This is a genomic window from Frateuria defendens (assembly GCF_001182895.1).
Lineage (GTDB): Bacteria > Pseudomonadota > Gammaproteobacteria > Xanthomonadales > Rhodanobacteraceae > Frateuria_B > Frateuria_B defendens.
The window spans coordinates 13,469-31,306 of record NZ_LFQR01000103.1 but is presented as its reverse complement, the minus strand read 5'-3'; the positions used below and the strand labels follow the sequence as shown (position 1 = coordinate 31,306).

The 17,838-nt window shown below is 70.0% G+C and carries 19 protein-coding genes; 10 read left to right on the top strand and 9 right to left on the bottom strand.

Annotated elements, in window-relative coordinates; all coding sequences use genetic code 11:
• Positions 1-87: 87 nt before the first annotated feature.
• The 7 genes from ACH65_RS14020 to ACH65_RS19950 all read right to left on the bottom strand — a co-directional run bounded on the left by ACH65_RS14020 (position 88) and on the right by ACH65_RS19950 (position 5,295).
• Complete coding sequence (locus ACH65_RS14020; protein ID WP_049623230.1) at positions 88-1,197, bottom strand: S-(hydroxymethyl)glutathione dehydrogenase/class III alcohol dehydrogenase; 1,110 nt, start codon at positions 1,195-1,197, stop codon at positions 88-90.
• A 59-nt stretch (positions 1,198-1,256) separates the two neighbouring features.
• Complete coding sequence (locus ACH65_RS14015) at positions 1,257-1,529, bottom strand: metal-sensing transcriptional repressor (RefSeq protein ID WP_049623229.1); 273 nt, start codon at positions 1,527-1,529, stop codon at positions 1,257-1,259.
• Between the two features lie 137 nt (positions 1,530-1,666).
• Complete coding sequence (locus ACH65_RS14010) at positions 1,667-2,281, bottom strand: rhomboid family intramembrane serine protease (protein WP_049623228.1); 615 nt, start codon at positions 2,279-2,281, stop codon at positions 1,667-1,669.
• 64 nt (positions 2,282-2,345) lie between these two features.
• Positions 2,346-2,876 (bottom strand): lactoylglutathione lyase, encoded by a 531-nt coding sequence (gloA, locus tag ACH65_RS14005; RefSeq protein WP_049623227.1) that lies wholly within the window; start codon positions 2,874-2,876, stop codon positions 2,346-2,348.
• A 127-nt stretch (positions 2,877-3,003) separates the two neighbouring features.
• Complete coding sequence (locus ACH65_RS14000) at positions 3,004-3,726, bottom strand: C40 family peptidase (protein ID WP_049623226.1); 723 nt, start codon at positions 3,724-3,726, stop codon at positions 3,004-3,006.
• A gap of 216 nt (positions 3,727-3,942) precedes the next feature.
• Entirely contained in the window at positions 3,943-4,926 is a 984-nt protein-coding gene (locus tag ACH65_RS13995) for a sugar-binding transcriptional regulator (RefSeq protein ID WP_049623225.1), read from the bottom strand.
• 132 nt (positions 4,927-5,058) lie between these two features.
• Positions 5,059-5,295: a hypothetical protein gene (locus tag ACH65_RS19950; protein ID WP_153242613.1), complete on the bottom strand. Its 237-nt coding sequence runs from the start codon at positions 5,293-5,295 to the stop codon at positions 5,059-5,061.
• A 255-nt stretch (positions 5,296-5,550) separates the two neighbouring features.
• Between ACH65_RS19950 and ACH65_RS13990 the strand changes: the two genes are divergently transcribed.
• The 6 genes from ACH65_RS13990 (at position 5,551) to xylB (ending at position 13,105) form a co-directional block, all read left to right on the top strand.
• Positions 5,551-6,825, top strand: a complete 1,275-nt coding sequence (locus ACH65_RS13990) for an ABC transporter substrate-binding protein (RefSeq protein WP_237561529.1) — start codon at positions 5,551-5,553, stop codon at positions 6,823-6,825.
• Positions 6,826-6,949: 124 nt separating this feature from the next.
• On the top strand, positions 6,950-7,888 hold the full coding sequence (locus ACH65_RS13985; protein ID WP_049623223.1) for a carbohydrate ABC transporter permease: 939 nt from the start codon (positions 6,950-6,952) through the stop codon (positions 7,886-7,888).
• Complete coding sequence (locus tag ACH65_RS13980) at positions 7,885-8,709, top strand: carbohydrate ABC transporter permease (protein WP_049623222.1); 825 nt, start codon at positions 7,885-7,887, stop codon at positions 8,707-8,709. The genes ACH65_RS13985 and ACH65_RS13980 overlap by 4 nt, the downstream gene beginning before the upstream one ends.
• A gap of 33 nt (positions 8,710-8,742) precedes the next feature.
• Positions 8,743-9,864: an ABC transporter ATP-binding protein gene (locus ACH65_RS13975; protein ID WP_049623221.1), complete on the top strand. Its 1,122-nt coding sequence runs from the start codon at positions 8,743-8,745 to the stop codon at positions 9,862-9,864.
• 65 nt (positions 9,865-9,929) lie between these two features.
• The gene (locus ACH65_RS13970) at positions 9,930-11,399 is read left to right on the top strand and encodes a mannitol dehydrogenase family protein (protein WP_049623220.1); all 1,470 of its coding nucleotides are present in this window, start codon (positions 9,930-9,932) and stop codon (positions 11,397-11,399) included.
• A gap of 194 nt (positions 11,400-11,593) precedes the next feature.
• Positions 11,594-13,105, top strand: a complete 1,512-nt coding sequence (xylB, locus tag ACH65_RS13965; protein ID WP_049623219.1) for a xylulokinase — start codon at positions 11,594-11,596, stop codon at positions 13,103-13,105.
• Positions 13,106-13,216: 111 nt separating this feature from the next.
• Here xylB and ACH65_RS13960 read toward each other — a convergent pair whose 3' ends face one another.
• Positions 13,217-13,936 carry a YggS family pyridoxal phosphate-dependent enzyme gene (locus ACH65_RS13960; protein ID WP_049623218.1) on the bottom strand — a complete coding sequence of 240 codons (720 nt, stop codon included), beginning with the start codon at positions 13,934-13,936 and terminating at the stop codon, positions 13,217-13,219.
• 54 nt (positions 13,937-13,990) lie between these two features.
• The gene (locus ACH65_RS13955) at positions 13,991-15,424 is read right to left on the bottom strand and encodes a M20 family metallopeptidase (RefSeq protein ID WP_049623217.1); all 1,434 of its coding nucleotides are present in this window, start codon (positions 15,422-15,424) and stop codon (positions 13,991-13,993) included.
• A gap of 214 nt (positions 15,425-15,638) precedes the next feature.
• Here ACH65_RS13955 and ACH65_RS13950 point away from each other — a divergent pair, with 214 nt between their 5' ends.
• The 4 genes from ACH65_RS13950 to ACH65_RS13935 all read left to right on the top strand — a co-directional run bounded on the left by ACH65_RS13950 (position 15,639) and on the right by ACH65_RS13935 (position 17,684).
• Complete coding sequence (locus ACH65_RS13950) at positions 15,639-16,001, top strand: ComEA family DNA-binding protein (RefSeq protein ID WP_049623216.1); 363 nt, start codon at positions 15,639-15,641, stop codon at positions 15,999-16,001.
• A gap of 100 nt (positions 16,002-16,101) precedes the next feature.
• Positions 16,102-16,578 carry an SET domain-containing protein gene (locus ACH65_RS13945; RefSeq protein ID WP_049623215.1) on the top strand — a complete coding sequence of 159 codons (477 nt, stop codon included), beginning with the start codon at positions 16,102-16,104 and terminating at the stop codon, positions 16,576-16,578.
• Positions 16,579-17,118, top strand: a complete 540-nt coding sequence (locus ACH65_RS13940; RefSeq protein ID WP_049623214.1) for a GNAT family N-acetyltransferase — start codon at positions 16,579-16,581, stop codon at positions 17,116-17,118. It begins immediately after the preceding gene.
• Positions 17,115-17,684 carry a HutD/Ves family protein gene (locus tag ACH65_RS13935; protein ID WP_049623213.1) on the top strand — a complete coding sequence of 190 codons (570 nt, stop codon included), beginning with the start codon at positions 17,115-17,117 and terminating at the stop codon, positions 17,682-17,684. The genes ACH65_RS13940 and ACH65_RS13935 overlap by 4 nt, the downstream gene beginning before the upstream one ends.
• Positions 17,685-17,838 lie beyond the last annotated feature (154 nt).

The window sequence follows — 17,838 nt, the reverse complement described above, 5'->3', positions numbered from 1 at the left end:
CAGTAGGAGCGCGCCTTGCGCGCGACCGCGGCGCGACGGCCTTGCCGCTGCGCAGGCTGCCCGCGCACAAGCTGCGCCCCCACATCGTCAGAAGTGGATGACGGTGCGGATGGACTTGCCCTCGTGCATCAGCTCGAAGGCCAGGTTGATGTCCTCCAGTCCCAGCGTGTGGGTGACGAAGGGCGCGAGCTGGATCTCGCCCGCCATCGCCTGCTCCACCATGCCCGGCAGCTGGCTGCGGCCCTTCACGCCGCCGAAGGCGGTGCCCTTCCAGGTGCGGCCGGTCACCAGCTGGAACGGACGCGTGGAGATCTCCTGCCCCGCGCCGGCCACGCCGATCACCACCGACTGGCCCCAGCCGCGGTGCGCACATTCCAGCGCCGCGCGCATCACGTTGACGTTGCCGATGCACTCGAAGGAATGGTCCACGCCCCAGCCGGTCATCTCCACGATCACCTGCTGGATCGGCTTGTCGTGGTCCTTCGGGTTCACGCAGTCGGTGGCGCCCATCGAGCGCGCCAGTTCGAACTTGCCCGGGTTGGTGTCGACCGCGATGATGCGCCCCGCCTTGGCCTGGCGCGCGCCCTGGATCACCGCCAGGCCAATGCCGCCCAGGCCGAACACGGCCACGGAATCGCCCTCCTGCACCTTGGCCGTGTTGTGCACCGCGCCGATGCCGGTGGTGACGCCGCAGCCGAGCAGGCACACCTGCTCGTGGTCGGCGGCGGCGTTGATCTTGGCCAGCGACACCTCGGCCACCACGGTGTACTCGCTGAAGGTGGAGCAACCCATGTAGTGGTAGACCGGCTCGCCGTTGTAGGAGAAGCGCGTGGTGCCGTCCGGCATCACGCCCTTGCCCTGGGTGGCGCGCACCGCCACGCACAGGTTGGTCTTGCCGGACTTGCAGAACAGGCACTCGCCGCACTCGGCGGTGTACAGCGGGATCACGTGGTCGCCCGGCTTGACGCTGGTGACGCCTTCGCCGACCTCGACCACCACGCCCGCCCCCTCGTGGCCAAGCACCGCCGGGAAGATCCCTTCCGGATCGTCGCCAGACAGGGTGAAGGCGTCGGTGTGGCAGACGCCGGTGTGGGTGATCTTCACCAGCACCTCGCCCTTCTTCGGCGGGGCAACGTCCAGCTCGACGATCTCGAGCGGCTTGCCGGGGGCGAACGCAACGGCGGCGCGTGACTTCATGCGGGGCTCCTGCTTGAACGGAAAAAACGAAAACGAATGGGCCGGCGGACGGCCCCGGGCTACTTGAGGTACGAGCGAACCAGAGCGACGGTCTGCTCCACGTGCAGGCCGTCGGGCCGGGCACCGTCCGGCGGGTCGAGCACCGCGCGCAGGTGGCTTTCCAGCACGTCGGCCATCAGGCCGTTCACCGCGCCGCGGATGGCCGCGATCTGCTGCAGCACCGCACCGCAGTCGGCCTCCTGCTCCAGCGCACCGGCCAGCGATTCGAGCTGGCCGCCAATGCGGCGCACGCGCACCAGGGCGCGCTTCTTTTCCTGCGGGGAATACGGCATGGCCCTGACTCTGGTTTATATACTAGGGGGGAGTATTCAATGCTAGCCGGCCGCAACGGTCGCGCGCAAGACGCACGGCTGCCCCGGCGGCGCACGCACGCCGTCGGGGCAGCCGTCGGGGAAAGGGAAAGCGCGCCTCAGCGCATCAGGCGGCGGCGCGGCTTGAGCGGCAGGCGCCCGCGCCAGTACTGGATCAACACCCAGCCGCCGAGCATGCCGCCCAGGTGGGCGAAATGCGCCACGCCGGGCATCCAGCCGGTGACGCCAGACACCAGCTCGACCAGCGCATAGCCGGTCACGAACAGCCACGCCGGCATCGGGATCGGCAGGAACATCAGGTACACCTTCTCCTGCGGATACATCATGCCGAAGGCCAGCAGCAGGCCGAAGATCGCGCCGGACGCCCCCACCGTGGGCGTCACCGCGTCGTGCAGGAAGTAGCGCAGCACCAGGAGCTGCAGCACCGAGGCCACGATCAGGCAGACGAAGTAATACACGGCGAAAGGCCGCCCGCCGAACAGCCGCTCGATCGGCCCGCCGAACATGTACAGCGCCAGCATGTTGAACAGCAGATGGGGCACGCTGCCGTGCATGAAGGCGTTGGTGACGATCTGCCAGACGCCGAAGAGGCCGCTGTCCAGCGGCCACAGCGCGAAATAGGCCAGCGCCTGCGGCGCCAGCTGCTGCAGCAGGAAGACTGCGACGTTGGCGATCAGCAGATAGCGGGTGACCGGCGGCAGCTGGAATGGCATGAGGGGTCTCGAAGGCGGCAAGGCCGGCGCGCATCGCCGCGCGCCGGCCTTCCCAGGCGTGGACTCAGGCGGCGAATGGCGTCGGCTGCAGGATCTCGATCCAGTAGCCGTCCGGATCCTTGATGAAGGCGATGTGCTTCATGCGCCCGTCCGTCAGGCGCTTCTGGAACGGCACGCCCAACTGCTCGAAGCGCTCGCAGGCGGCCTTCACGTCCGGCACCGACACGCACAGGTGGCCGAAGCCGCGCGGCTCGCCGTTGCCATGGTGGTAGTGGAACGCCGGGTCCTGCTCGGTGCCGTAGTTGTAGGTCAGCTCCAGCACGCCCGGCTGGGCCAGCGCCCACGCCAGGCGCGCCGCGTCGTCCTCCGGAATGGCCGCGCGGTCGGCGCGCAGCACCAGGTAGTAGTTGGTGAACTCCGCCTCGGGGAAATCCATCTCGTAGACCGGCACGAAACCCAGCACGCGGGTGTAGAAATCCAGCGACTTGGCCACGTCCTTCACGCGGATCATCGTGTGGTTGAACACGTAGCCCTGGGTGGCGGCCTCCGGCTGGGCAGTGACGCCGGGGAGTTCGAGTAGCTTGGCGAGTGACATGAGCGCTCCTGTTGCAATCGTCAAACGATATGGAGCCGGCGCGGCCCATGGCAAGCGCGGCGCCGGCCCACGAAAAAAAACGAGCCGCCTTGCGGCGGCTCTTCGTCGGAATCCTTTGGGCTTCGTGTCAGCCGTTCTGGGCGATGCCACCCGGGCGGCGGGCGCCGGCGAAGCGCTGCGCCCAATAGGTCTCGTCGAGGCTGGACACTTCCACGCTCTTGCCGTGCGAGGGCGAGTGGATGAAGCGGCCGTTGTCGAGGTAGATGCCCACATGCGAGACGCGCCCGTTGCCGTGGCGGCCGGCGGTGCGGAAGAACACCAGGTCGCCCGCCTGCATCTGGCTGCGCCGCACCTTCAGGCCCGCCAGGAACTGGCTGGCCGAGTTGGACGGCAGCTCCAGCCCGACCGCATGCGCGAACACGTAGCGCACGAAGCCGCTGCAATCGAAGCCGGTGGACGGATCGTGGCCGCCGCGCACGTAGCGGATGTCGCGCAGCCTCATCGCCAGCTTGATCAGCGACTGGCGCAGCCCGCCGACCTGCTCGCCGGCGGCGGAGCCGCCCGCCCCCTCGAAGGCCGCCAGCAGCGACTCGAGGTCCGCAGGAACCGTGGACTGGGCAAGCATCGGCGCCGGATTGAAAGCCGGCAGCTGGTTCATCGCGGAGGGGGAGAAGGCGGCGGCCGAAGCGGCGGCGGCGTTGCTGGCGAGGGTGTTGCTGGAGCCGGCGGGGGTGGAGCTGGGGGTGGAACGGGAGGGGCTGGAACTGGGAGCGGTCTTGGCCTGGAGCGATCCGGCGGCGAACGTGGCGGCAATCAGGGCGGCAACAAGGATCGATCGCTTGATGGTCATGCGGGAAAATTCCCCTTGCCGTTCACGGGATTAGCCGCACGCCCCCAGGCGCCCGACGTGATGGAGTCGTGAACTTAGCAAAGCGATATAGGCCGTTTGTTGTATTCGGGTTAACTGAACTCTGTCGTTCCAGAATTAGGTCCCCACCCGGGCAAGGCCATCGCCCCCCGGCCTGCCCGGTCGCCAGGGTGGCCCTTGCCGTCCGGACCTGCGCGCTCATGCCGCAGGCGCCGATGCCTGCGGCGGGGCCGGGCCGCTGGCCGCCGCAGCCAGGCTGAGCACTGTCTGCGCCACCGCCTGGGTGACCGCCAGCGTATTGACCACGCCGCTGCGCAGCGCGCCGAGGATGCCGGTGATCTTGGTCGGCTCGCTGGCCACGGCGATCACGTTGGGGATGCGCCGCAGGTCTTCGATGGACAGCCCGATGGCATGGCGCTCGCTTTCCTCGGTGATCGGGCGGCCGTGGATGTCGATGAAGTTGTAACCCATCACGTCCGCCACGGCGCCCGCGCGCTTGGCCTCGGCGATCTCCTCCGGCGAGAACCAGCCGAGGCGCTCGATGTTGCCGTCGTTGAGCAGGTCGCCGATGCCGATCAGCGCGATGTCCGCGCGCTGCGCCCGCGCCAGCGACTGGTGCACCGTGTCGTTGGCCAGCAGGCTGGCGCGCTGGGCGGCATCGTCCACCAGGGCCGGCGCATAGAGGGTTTCGCTGTCGCCGCCGAAGCGCGCCGCGAGGCGGCGGCTGATGTGGTCGGCGTTCATCGCCTCGCCGCCCCGGTAGGAGCCGCCGATGGCGCAGACGAACGAGCAAGCGCGGCGCGTGCCGGAGACCGCGTGATGGGAGACGGCGCTGATGTTGCGCCCCACCCCCACGGCCACGATGCCGCGGTCGGTCAGGATGCGGTCCAGGTGGCTGGCCACCAGCCCGGCCAGCAGCTCGCGCTGCCGGTCCGGGTCCGCGTGGTCGACCGAGATGATCGCCTGCTGGATGCCGAAACGGCCGATCAGGGCCTGCTCCAGCGCCTGGGTCGCACCCGGATGGTGGCGCACGCGGATCTCCACGATGCCCTCGTCCTGGGCATGCCGCAGCAGCCGCCCGACCTTGGCGCGCGAGACGTGGAAGCGCCTGGCCAGGTCCTCCTGGGTCAGTCCGTCGATGTAGTAGAGCTTGGCCAGCAAGGTCAGTTCGTCGGGGGACATAGGCGGTCCAGTGGCGAGTCGGTCAGGCATGGCAGGGGCCGGTACGCGCCGTGGCTGGGCGGTGCGCCACCCCTCTCGAATTTCCGTCATTCCCGGGCCATGGCGAGGCGCCCCTATCCTATCGAAAGTCGATCATTTGATCTTTAGTGCTCTTTTGCACAGTTGCAGCATGGAAACAAAATCCCATGCATCACTAAAATAACCACACCCGACCCCCAAAAAATGTTGCCTTGCAACAATGAGTTGCCGCCAACTTTCACCAAAAATAGCGTTGACACCTCGAAAAACCCGCCGATACCATCGCCGCGCACTCTGATCAAATGATCTCAATTGATCAAAAGTAATGCTTTGGTTATGGAGCGCGGTCATGATTCCCCGTCCAAATGGCCCCAGTGGCAATGCCCCCGCGAAAGGCCATCGACCGCGTTCTCGATCTTGGACGGCGGCGTGACGGGCCGCCCGGACGCCATCGCGCCGGCCCGCGGCAGGCGCGACCGCCGCGGGCGGAACCGGGCACTCGCGCAAGGCCGCGCCGACCACTCGCCGCACCCCGTCGCGGGCGATGCACTCGCCTGCCGCACAACCAGGAGAACCACGATGAAATGGCTTCTATTGGCAGCAGGCATGAGCGTCGCATCGGCCGCCGCCGCGCAGACCGAGATCACGGTGGCGACGGTGAACAACCCCGACATGGTGACGATGCAGAAGATGACCGCGCAGTTCGAGAAGGCGCACCCGGACGTCAAGGTGCACTTCGTGACGCTGCCGGAGAACGAGCTGCGGCAGAAGATCACCACCGACATCGCCAGCGGCGCCGGCCAGTACGACGTGATCACGGTGAGCAACTACGAGACGCCGATCTGGGCCAAGAACGGCTGGCTGCTGCCGATGGACGGCCTGCCCGCCAGCTACGGCGTGGACGACCTCGTCGGCTCGGTGCGCGAGGGCCTCTCCAGCGGCGGCAAGCTCTACGCGCTGCCGTTCTACGCCGAATCCTCCATGACCTACTACCGCAAGGACCTGTTCCAGAAGGCCGGCCTGACCATGCCGGAGAACCCGACCTGGACCCAGGTGGAAGGCTTCGCCCAGAAGCTGCACAAGCCGGCCGAGGGCACCTACGGCATCTGCCTGCGCGGCCTGCCCGGCTGGGGCGAGAACATGGCGCTGTTCGGCACCATGGTGAACGCCTACGGCGGACGCTGGTTCGACCTGGACTGGAAGCCGCAGCTGACCTCCCCGGCCTGGAACAAGGCCGCCACCGCCTACAAGACCCTGCTGCAGAAGTACGGCCCGCCCGGCGTGACCTCCAACGGCTTCACCGAGTCGGAGACGCTGTTCGCCCGCGGCCAGTGCGCGATGTGGGTGGACGCCACCGTCGCCGCCGGCTACGTCTCCGACCCCAAGACCTCCAAGGTGGCCGCCTCGGTCGGCTTCGCCCAGGCCCCGCACGAGACCACCACCCGCGGCGCCAGCTGGCTCTACACCTGGGCGCTCGCGGTGCCCAAGTCGTCCGAGCACCAGGACGCCGCCAAGGCCTTCGTCGGCTGGGCCACCTCCAAGGGCTACATCGACGCGATCGGCGCCAGCCAGGGCTGGCTGGCGGTGCCGCCGGGCACGCGCAAGTCCACCTACGCCAACGCGCAATACCAGAAGGCGGCGCCGTTCTCCGGCCTGGTGGAGAAGGCGATCGCCGCGGCCGACCCGGCCCACCCGACCGCCGAGCCGGTGCCCTACACCGGCATCCAGATGGTGAGCATCCCGGAGTTCCAGGCCATCGGCACCCGCGTGGGCCAGATCATGGCCGGCATCCTCGCCAACCAGACCAGCGTGGAGGACGGGCTCAAGCAGGGCCAGGACTTCACCAACCGCCTGATGATGCAGTCGGGTCGCATGAAGTGACCGGCCATGCAGTGACCGGCATGCAGTGATCGGCATGCCGTGACCGGCGCGCGGCGGCCGGACGAGTCCACCGCCGCGCCCGGCAGCCGCCACGCACCGCCCTCCCCGACCGGAGCCTCCCGTCATGAGCCCCATCGCCACGGCCGCCCTGGCCAAGACCGCGCCGCCCGCCCCGCCGCGACGGCGCGCCCGCAGCGGCCCGCCCACCCGCCGGCTGATGGCGCCGGCGACGCTCTTCCTGCTGGCGTGGATGATCGTGCCGCTGGCGATGACGCTGTACTACTCGGTGCGGCACTACAACCTGATGATGCCGGAGCTGCGCAACTTCGTCGGCGCCACCAACTACAAGCTGCTGCTCACCGACCCCACCTTCTGGCACTCGCTGGTCAACACCCTGGTGCTGGTGATGGCCTGCCTGGCGATCACGGTGGCGCTGGGGCTGGGCCTGGCGCTGCTGTTCAACCGCACCTTCCCCGGCCGCGGCGTGGCGCGCACGCTGGCGATCTCGCCGTTCTTCGTGATGCCGGTGGTCACCGGCCTGATCTGGAAGAACATGCTGTTCCACCCGGTCTACGGCCTGCTCGCCTGGCTCGCCCGCGAACTGGGGCTGGCGCCGTTCGATTGGCTGGCGCAGCAGCCGATGCTGTCGATCGTGATCATGATCGCCTGGGAATGGACGCCGTTCGCCCTGCTGATCCTGCTGACCGGCCTGCAGTCGCTGCCGGAGGACCAGATCGAGGCGGCGCGGCTGGACGGCGCCGGCCGCTGGCAGGAGTTCCGCCACATCGTGGTGCCGCACCTGGGGCAGGTGCTGTACGTGGTGGTGATGCTGGAGAGCATCTTCTTCCTCACCTCGTTCGCCGAGATCTACGCCACCACCAGCGGCGGCCCGGGCACGGCGACCACCAACCTGCCCTACTACATCTACCAGAACGCCTTCTTCCAGTACGACATCGGCCTGTCCTCGGCCGCGGCGGTGGGCGCGGTGGTGCTGGCCAACGTGTTCTCGTTCTTCCTGATCCGCTTCGTGGCCGGCAACCTCAACGCGGGGAGCGCACGATGAAGACCCGGCGCACGAGCCACGTCCTGCTGTCGCTGCTCGCCTACGCGGTGGCGCTGGTGATGTTCTTCCCGATCCTGTGGATGCTGCTGACCGCCTTCAAGACCGAGCAGGACGCCTTCTCGATCACCCCGCAGCTGGCCTTCGCGCCCACGCTGGAGAGCTTCCGCACGGCGCTGGAGCAAGGCAGCGGCTACTGGCACTACGCCTTCAACTCGCTGTTCTCGGCCGTGGTGTCCACCCTGGCGGGGCTGCTGCTGGCGGTGCCGGCGGCCTACGCGATGGCCTTCTACCCCAGCCGGCGCACCGACTTCACCCTGGTGTGGATGGTCTCGACCAAGTTCATCCCCGCGGTGGGGGTGCTGATCCCGATCTTCCTCGTCTACAAGAACCTGCGCCTGCTCGACAACCTGTGGGGGCTGACGGCGCTGTTCACCGCCATGAACCTGCCGCTGCTGGTGTGGATGGCCTACTCCTACTTCAAGGACATCCCGCGCGACATCGTGGAGGCCTCGGCCATCGACGGCGCCGCCACCGTGCAGACCATGTGGCGGGTGGTGCTGCCGCTGGCCCTGCCCGGGCTCGCCTCGGCCGGCCTGCTGGCGCTGATCCTGGCCTGGAACGAGTCGTTCTGGAGCCTCACCATGACCGACCACAAGGCGGCCACGCTGGCCGTCTACATCGCCTCGTTCAAGAGTGCGGAAGGGTTGTTCTGGGCCAAGATGTCCGCCGCCTCCGTGCTGACCGTGACGCCCATCGTCGTGCTCGGCTGGTTCGCCCAGCGGCAGATGGTGCGCGGCCTCACCTTCGGCGCCGTGAAGTGACGCCGCCGAATCCACCTCGCAGGAAACCGGACCATGGCCATCGTTGAACTGAAGAACGTCGTCAAGAACTACGGAGGCAGGAAGGCCCAGGGCCCCAACGCGGTGGACGATTTCAACCTCACCACCCGCGACGGCGAGTTCGTGGTGCTGGTGGGCCCCTCCGGCTGCGGCAAGACCACCACCATGCGCATGATCGCGGGCCTGGAGGATCTCTCCGCCGGCAGCATCCGCATCGGCGGGCGCGACGTCAGCGACGTGGCCCCGCGCGACCGCGACATCGCCATGGTGTTCCAGAGCTACGCGCTGTACCCGCACATGACCGTGTTCGGCAACATGGCCTTCGCGCTGCGCCTGAAGAAGCTGCCCCAGGCGGAGATCGAGAAGCGCGTGCGTGAGGCGGCGAGGATGCTGGACATCGAGCACCTGCTCGAGCGCAAGCCCCGCGCGCTCTCCGGTGGCCAGCGCCAGCGCGTGGCGCTGGGCCGCGCCATCGTGCGCCAGCCGCAGGTATTCCTGATGGACGAGCCGCTGTCCAACCTGGACGCCAAGCTGCGCGTGGAGACGCGCGCGCAGATCATCAAGCTGCACCGCTCGCTCGGCGTCACCACCTTCTACGTCACCCACGACCAGGTCGAGGCGATGACCATGGGCCAGCGCATCGTGGTGATGCTGGACGGCAACGTGCAGCAGATCGCCACGCCGCACGAGCTGTACGCGCAGCCGGTGAACACCTTCGTGGCCGGCTTCATCGGCACGCCGTCGATGAACTTCCTGCCCGCCACGGTCGGCGACGATGCGCGCTCGCTGCAGGGCGAGGGTTACCGCTTCCGCGCCGGCGACGCGCGCGCGGCCGGCCTGGCCGGCAAGGCCGGCGCGACGGTGCTGGTGGGCGTGCGCCCGGAGCACCTCAAGTGGTGCGGGAGCGGCGACGCGCAGGCGGCCAACCACCTCGCCGGCAAGGTCGACGTGGTCGAGCCGCTGGGTTCCACCACCATGGTGCAGGTGGACGTGGGCGGCCAGCGCATCACCGCCCAGCTGGACAGCGCGATCGCCGTCGAGATGGGCCAGCCGATCGCGCTCACCTGCGCCGCCGACGTGCTGCACCTGTTCGACGCGCAGACCGGGCAGGCACTGGGCCTGCCGGCGCAAGCCTGACGCGCGCCATCCATTCCCCCATCCGCCACCCAGGGCTCGCCGGCATGCCAGGAGAAACCCAAGCCATGTTCCCGCTCAACGCGGCCACGCTCGCACAGCTGCCCGATGCGGTGGCCATCCCCGCCTACGACCGTTCGCAGCTGCGCGTCGGCATCGTGCATTTCGGCGTGGGCGGCTTCCACCGCTCGCACCAGGCCATGTACCTGGACCGGCTGATGAACGCGGGCAAGGCGCTGGACTGGGGCGTCTGCGGCGTCGGCGTGATGCCGGAAGACCGCCTGATGGAGCAGGCGCTCAAGGCCCAGGACGGCCTGTACACGCTGGTGATCAAGCACGCCGACGGCCAGTGGGAGCCGCGCGTGATCGGCAGCCTACTCGACTACCGCTACGCGCCCGACGACCCGGAGGCGGTGATCGCGCTGATGGCCGACCCGGCGGTGCGCATCGTCTCGCTCACCGTGACCGAGGGCGGCTACAACTTCCACCACGTCACCGGCGAGTTCGACTTCGGCAACCCCGACGTGATCCACGACCTGGCGGACGGCGCCGTGCCCCGCACCACCTTCGGCCTGATCACCGAGGCGCTGGCGCGCCGGCGCCGGCAGGGCGTGCCGCCGTTCACCCTGATGTCGTGCGACAACATCGAGGGCAACGGAGACGTGGCGCGGCGCATGTTCACCGCCTTCGCCCGCCGCAAGAGCCCCGAGCTGGGCGCCTGGATGGACGAGCACGTCCCCTTCCCCAACGCCATGGTGGACCGCATCACGCCGGTCACCACCGACGCCGACCGCGAGGCAGTGCGCGAGCGCTTCGGCCTGGACGACCGCTGGCCGGTAGTGTGCGAGCCGTTCGTGCAGTGGGTGCTGGAGGATCACTTCGACCAGGGCCGGCCGCCGTTCGAGGAGGTCGGCGTGCAGCTGGTCGAGGACGTGCGCCCCTACGAGCTGATGAAGCTGCGCCTGCTCAACGCCAGCCACCAGGCACTGACCTACTTCGGCTACCTGGCCGGCTACCGCTACGCGCACGAGGTCTGCCAGGACCCGCTGTTCGTCGGGTTCCTGCTGGGCTACATGAACGAGGAGGCCACGCCGACCCTGGCGCCGGTGCCGGGTGTGGACCTCACCGACTACAAGCACACGCTGATCCGCCGCTTCGCCAACCCGCAGATCCGCGACACGCTGGCGCGGCTGTGCGCGGAGAGCAGCGACCGCATCCCGAAATGGCTGCTGCCGGTGATCCGCGAGCAGCTCGAACGCGGCGGCGAGATCCGGCGCGCGGTGGCGGTGGTGGCGAGCTGGGCGCGCTACGCCGAGGGCGTGGACGAGCAGGGCCAGCCGATCCTCGTGGTCGACCGCTTGAAGGAGAAGCTGCAGGCCGCCGCCCGCAGGAACCGCGCGCAGCCGCTGGCCTTCGTCGAGGACCGGGACATCTTCGGCGACCTGGTGGACAACCCCCGCTTCGTCGAGGCCTACACGCACACGCTCGCCTCGCTGCACGAGCGCGGCGCCCGCGCCACGCTCGAAGCCCTGCGCTGAAGCACAATCGCGAGCGTCCCCATCCGCCTGTAGGAGCGCGCCTTGCGCGCGACCGCAGAGTTGCGGCGTCACCGCTGCGTAGGCTTGTCGCGCGCAAGGCGCGCTCCTACAGGACCATCGCGGATGAAAATACCGGGTAGGCTCTCGGCGATGGCGACGACTCCCGGCATCCCTACGCAACAGGAGCATGAGGCATGTACGTAGGCGTGGATTGCGGCACGCAGAGCACCAAGGTCGTGGTCGTCGACGAGCGGCTGCGCATCGTCGGCGAAGCGAGCAGCGCCCATGAACTGATCAGCGGCCCGCACGGGCGTCGCGAGCAGCCGCCGCAGTGGTGGATCGACGCCTTCGAACAGGCTTTCGCCGCAGCGGTGGCGCAGGCCGGCATCGCCGCCGGCGCGATCCGCGCCATCGGCGTCTCCGGCCAGCAGCACGGCATGGTGGCGCTCGATGCGCAGGGCGTGCCGGTGTACCCGGGCAAGCTCTGGAACGACACCGAATCGGCGGCGGAAAACACGGCCCTGATCGAGGCCCTGGGCGGCCCCGCCGGCTGCCTCGACAAGCTCGGCCTGCTGTTGCAGCCCGGCTACACCGCCTCCAAGGTGGCATGGCTGCGCAAGCACCATCGCGAGGCCTACGCACGCATCGCCACCATCCTGCTGCCGCACGATTACCTGAACTTCCATCTCACCGGCGAACGCTGCGCCGAAGCGGGCGACGCCTCCGGCACCGGCTATTTCGACACCCGCCGCCGGGCCTGGCGCGAGGACGTGTTCGCGCTGGTCGCGCCGGAACTCGACCCGGCCCGCGTGCTGCCCCGCCTTATCGCCCCGCACGAACCCGTCGGCCGCGTGCGCGCCGAGGTCGCCGCACGGCTCGGGTTGGGGCCCGACGTGGTGGTGGCCGCCGGCGGCGGCGACAACATGATGGGCGCCATCGGCACCGGCAACATCGAGCCGGGCACGCTCACGCTGAGCCTGGGCACCTCCGGCACGCTGTACGCCTGCACCGACCGGCCGGCCGTCTCCGGCAACGGGCTGGTGGCCAATTTCTGCGCCAGCCACGGCGGCTGGCTGCCGCTGGTGTGCACCATGAACGTGACCTCGGCCACCACCCAGGTGCGGCAGCTGTTCGGCCTGGACGTGGCCGCGTTCAACGAGGCCGTGGCACGCGCGCCGGTCGGCGCGGGCGGCGTCGTGGCGCTGCCCTTCTTCAGCGGCGAGCGCGTGCCCGCGCTGCCGGAGGCCCGCGGCAGCTTCCACGGCCTGGACGGCCACAACCTGCGCCCGGAGAACCTGTGCCGGGCCGTGGTCGAGGGCGCCACCTTCGGCCTGCGCTACGGGCTGGACCTGCTGGGCGGGCTCGGCATCGTCCCGCGCGGCATCCGCCTCACCGGCGGCGGCGCGAAGAGCCCGGTCTGGCGGCAGATCGTGGCCGACGTGATGAACGCCGAACTGGCCTGCCCGCAGGTCGGTGAGGCGGCCGCACTGGGCGCGGCGTTGCAGGCGGCCTGGTGCGAAAGCCACCTGCAGGGCGAAGGACGCCCCCTGTCCGAACTGTGCGCCGAGGCCGTCGACCTGCATGCCGACACGGTGACGCGCCCGCGGGCGGAACAGGTGGACGCCTACGCAACGGCCTATCGCGATTACCTGGCGGTGTTGCAGCGGGAATACCCGTCGACCCCGGCGGTGCCCCGGCAATTGTAGGAGCGCGCTCGCGCGCGACAAGCCTACGCAGCGGGGGCATCGTGGCTCCGCGGTCGCGCGCAAGGCGCGCTCCTTACAGGCGAGCCGAGTGCTTGGCGGGCAATCAGCCGATCACGGCGCCGCCGGATAGCTCCGCCGGCCGAAGATCGCGGTGCCCAGGCGCACCTCGGTGGCGCCCTCGGCGATGGCGAGCGGGAAATCCCCGCTCATGCCCATCGACAGCCGCGGCAGCGCGTGGCCGCGCGCCACGTTTTCCTCGCGCAGCTCGCGCAGACGGCGGAAGCAGGCACGCACCGCCGCTGGGTCCTCGCTGTTCACCGCCACCGTCATCAAGCCGCGCACGCGCAGCGCGGGCCACTCGCGCAGCCGGTCCAGCAGCGCCGGCAGCGCCTCCGGCGCCAGGCCGTGCTTGCTCTCCTCCGGCGAGGTCTTCACCTGCACCAGCACGTCCAGCGCGCGGCCCTCGACCTCCAGCCGGCGCTGCAACGCCTCGGCCAGTTCCAGCCGGTCCAGCGACTGCACTTCACTGGCCAGCCGCGCCACGTCCTTGGCCTTGTTGGTCTGCAGGTGGCCGATCACCACCCATTCGAGGCCAAGGTCGGCCAGCGCGCCGGCCTTCTCGCGCAGCTCCTGCACCTTGTTCTCGCCGAAGCGGCGCAGGCCGAGCGCCGCCGCGGCGCGGACCAGCTCGGGCCCGAAGGTCTTGCTCACCGGCAGGATCGCCACCCCGGCCGGATCGCGCCCGGCCGCGCGGCAGGCCTCGTCCACCCGCGCGCGGGCCGCCGCCCAGTTGGCGGCGAGGTAGCTGTGATCGTCGGAAGGCGTGGACATGGTTCGCGGTGACTCGTCATCAATGGGCGCCGTGCTTCGAGCCGGCGGCAGGTCTCAGCCGCCGACCGCCTGCGCGTGATGCCGCGCCACCACCTCGGCCACCACCATCGACACCTTCTTGCCGGTGGGGATGTGCAGGAACTCGTTGGGGCCGTGCGCGTTGGAGTGCGGCCCCAGCACGCCGGTGATGAGGAACTGCGCCTGCGGGAACTTCTCGCCCAGCATACCCATGAACGGGATCGAGCCGCCCTCGCCCATGTACGCCGCCGGCTTGCCGAAATAATGCTCCGACGCCTCCGCCACCGCCTGCTCCAGCCACGGCGAGAGCGGCGGCGCGTTCCAGCCGCTGCCGTCCTTCTCCAGCTTGAAGCTGACCTTGGCGCCGTAGGGCGGGTCCTGCTCCAGCAGCGCCTTGACGAACTGGCCGGCCTTGGCACCGCTCAGCGTGGGCGGCACGCGCAGGCTGAGCTTCACCGCGGTCTTCGGGCGCAGCACGTTGCCGGCGCTCTCCAGCGGCGGCAGGCCCTCGGCGCCGGTCACCGCCAGCTGCGGGCGCCAGGTGCGGTTGAGCACCAGCTCGGTGAGGTCCCCGGTCACCGGCTGCATGCCCTCGACGAAGGGGAACTTGTCGTACAGCGCCGTGCCCAGCACCTCGGCCGACTTGCGGGCCTGCTCGATGCGCTGCGGCGGGATTTCCGCGTACAGCTCCGGCGGCTTGATCGCGCCGGTCCCGGGGTCCTCCAACCGCGACAGCAGCTCGCGCAGGATGCGGAAGCTGGAAGGCACCACGCCGGAGGCGTCGCCCGAATGCACGCCCTCCTCCAGCACCTGCACGGTCAGCTCGCCGCCGGTCATGCCGCGCAGCGAAGTGGTGAGCCACAGCTGGTCGTAGTTGCCGCAGCCCGAATCCAGGCACACCACCAGCGAGGGCTGGCCGATGCGCGGGGCCAGGTGGTCCACGTAGTACGGCAGGTCGTAGCTGCCCGACTCCTCGCAGGCCTCGATCAGGATCACGCAACGCGCATGCGGCACGCCCTGCTCGTGCAGCGCCAGCAGCGCGGCCAGCGAGCCGAAGATGGCGTAGCCGTCGTCGGCGCCGCCACGGCCGTAGAGCTTGTCGCCCTTGAGCACCGGCGTCCACGGGCCCAGGCCCTCGGCCCAGCCGGTCATCTCCGGCTGCTTGTCGAGGTGGCCGTAGAGCAGCACGGCGTCGTCGCTGTCCGTGCCCTGGGCGGGGATCTCGAGGTAGATCAGCGGCGTGCGCCCTTCCAGCCGCACCACCTCCAGCGTGGCGCCCGGCCAGGCGGCGAGCTTGCCGCGCGCCCAGTCCGCCATCAGCGCCACCGCGCGGTCCATGTGGCCGTGCGCGGTCCAGTCCCTGTCGAACATCGGCGACTTGTTGGGAATGCGGATGTACTCGACCAGCTGGGGCACGATCTCATCGTCCCAGAGCCCGCTGACGAAGCCGGCGAGGCGGGAGGTATCCATGGCACTTCCTTGGGGAAACATCGGGAAAGGCGCGAATTGTACAGCCCCGCCCGACCGCGGCCGACAGGGCGCTCATCCCCCACCGACATCGCCGCGCGTCGCGCGCGCCGCGTCGGCAGGCCGCGCACCGACTGCGCCCGCCGGGCCCGGCGGGCCAAAGTGCCGCCGCGGCCCACGGAACGCCGCGCTACCCGAACCCCAAGGAGAAACCGCCATGCTCGCCAGATTCGCCACCGCCGCCGCCTTCGCGCTGGCACTCGCCCTGCCCGCCTTCGCCGCCACCCCGGTCAACGTCAACAAGGCCGACGCCGCCGCCATCGCCGATGCCCTGGACGGCATCGGCCAGGCCAAGGCCGAAGCCATCGTGGCCTACCGGCAGGAGCACGGGCCGTTCAAGAGCGTGGACGAGCTCGGCCAGGTCAAGGGCATCGGCCAGTCCACGCTGGAGCGCAACCGCGACGCCATCCTGCTGGCCGACGCCGGCGCGGCCCCGGCCTCCGCGGCCGCGCCCGCCAAGGCCTCGGCCAAGGGCTCGCGCCACGGCAAAGCCAAGCCGGCGGCCGACGCGGGCGGCTGAGGCGCCATCGAGCGCCACCGTTCGCCGGACGGCGCGGCCCATGGCGGGCCGCGCCGCTTGCGCTTACACTCGCGGCGCTCGAGGTCGACGCCCTATCGCCATGATCCTTCCGCGTTACCGCATTGCCGCATCCACCATCGGGGGTGCCGGGCAAGGCTTGTTCCTCGACCAGGCGGTGCGCGCCGGCAGCGTGCTGACCGCCCCCGACGCGATCGGCGAAACCTACCGCCTGGACGAAGTGCAGGCCCGGCCGGACCTCGCCTACGCCAGCGCGCGCTGGTTCGAGGACCGCTACACCCTCTCGCCCGACTGGCCGGACGAGTGCTACATCAACCACAGCTTCGAGCCCACCGGGCTGTGGCACCTGGGCTTCGTGTTCGCCCGCCACGACCTGCCCAGCGGCACCGAGCTGACCGTCGACTACCGCCACCTGCTGCCGCCCGGCCAGGCCGAGGACTTTATCGACACGGCCACTGGTGAGAAGATCATCGGCTTCGACTGGGCCGAAAGCCTTGCCTCAAGTACCCGGGAACTGGGCCGATTGCTGGGTCGTGGTTTCCGACTCGCCGAGCCGTAAATGTTCGAGATTCCCACCATCGAGACGGCGCGCCTGCGCCTGACCACCCTCGCCGGACGCCACTTCGACGACTACGCCGCCATGCTGGCCGACCCCGAAAGCACCCGCTGGATCGGCGACGGCGAACCGCTGGACCGCGCCGCCGCCTGGCGTTCGCTGGCCTTCCTGCTCGGCCATTGGCAACTGCGCGGCTGCGGCATGTGGGCGCTGGAACTGAAGAGCACCGGCGAGTTCGTGGGCCGCGCCGGCCTGATGAACCCGGAAGGCTGGCCCGACCTGGAGCTCGGCTGGATGCTCAAGCCCCAGCACCGCCACCACGGCTACGCCACCGAGGCCGGCCAGGCCGCCCTCGACTTCGCCTGGAGCCGGCTGCACGCTCCGCGCGTGATCAGCCTGGTGCGCATCGGCAACGAGGCCTCCGACCGCGTCGCCGACCGCCTGGGCGGCGAGCACATCGACGACATGACCTTCTACGGCACGCAGAACCACGTGTTCGCCTACTACCCGCCGCAACGCGAGCCGCGCCGCGCCTGGGCATGAGCGTCCTGCGCCCGCTCGCCCCCGGCGCGCGCCGCGCGCAACGCTGGGCGAACGGTCGGGGCAGCACACTGGAACTGGACCGCGATTCCGCCGGCGAGGACTGGCGCTGGCGCCTCAGCGTGGCGCAGGTCGACGCGGACGGCCCATTCTCGCCCTACCCCGATACGCGCCGCCTGCTGGCGCCGCTCGATGCGCCGCTCACGCTCGCCTTCGCCGGCGGGCGCGAACACCGGCTGCCGCGCCTCGCCACGTTCGCCTTCGATGGCGCCGACGCCCCGCAGGCCGGGCTGCCCGAAGGCCCCACCCGCGTCGTCAACCTCATGTTGCGCGGCGCCGCGCAGGGCGAGCTGATCGCCCGCCCGCTGCACGGCCTCATGCTGCTGCCGGCCACGCCGGGCTGGCGCTGGTTCGTGCACCTGCTGGCCGGCCACGCCGAGGTGCACGCCGACGGAGAAACCCGCGCCTTGCAACCGGACGAGAGCCTGTGGCTCGATCCCCGGCCGGGCCAGCGCCTGCTTGTCGACGGCGGCGGCGAGCTCGTACTGGTGAAGCTTTTCGCGCCATGACTACCTGCCGCGCCGGCGCGGCGCGAACGGGCATCCATGGATTGCAAAAAACGTCGCGGAGCGCGAGGCCGCGCCGGCGCCGCGACAGACCCAGCGGATTGGGAAGGCCGAGCGCCGCCCCCGGCCGCCTTCCCCCCGGAGCGGCGCCCCAGGC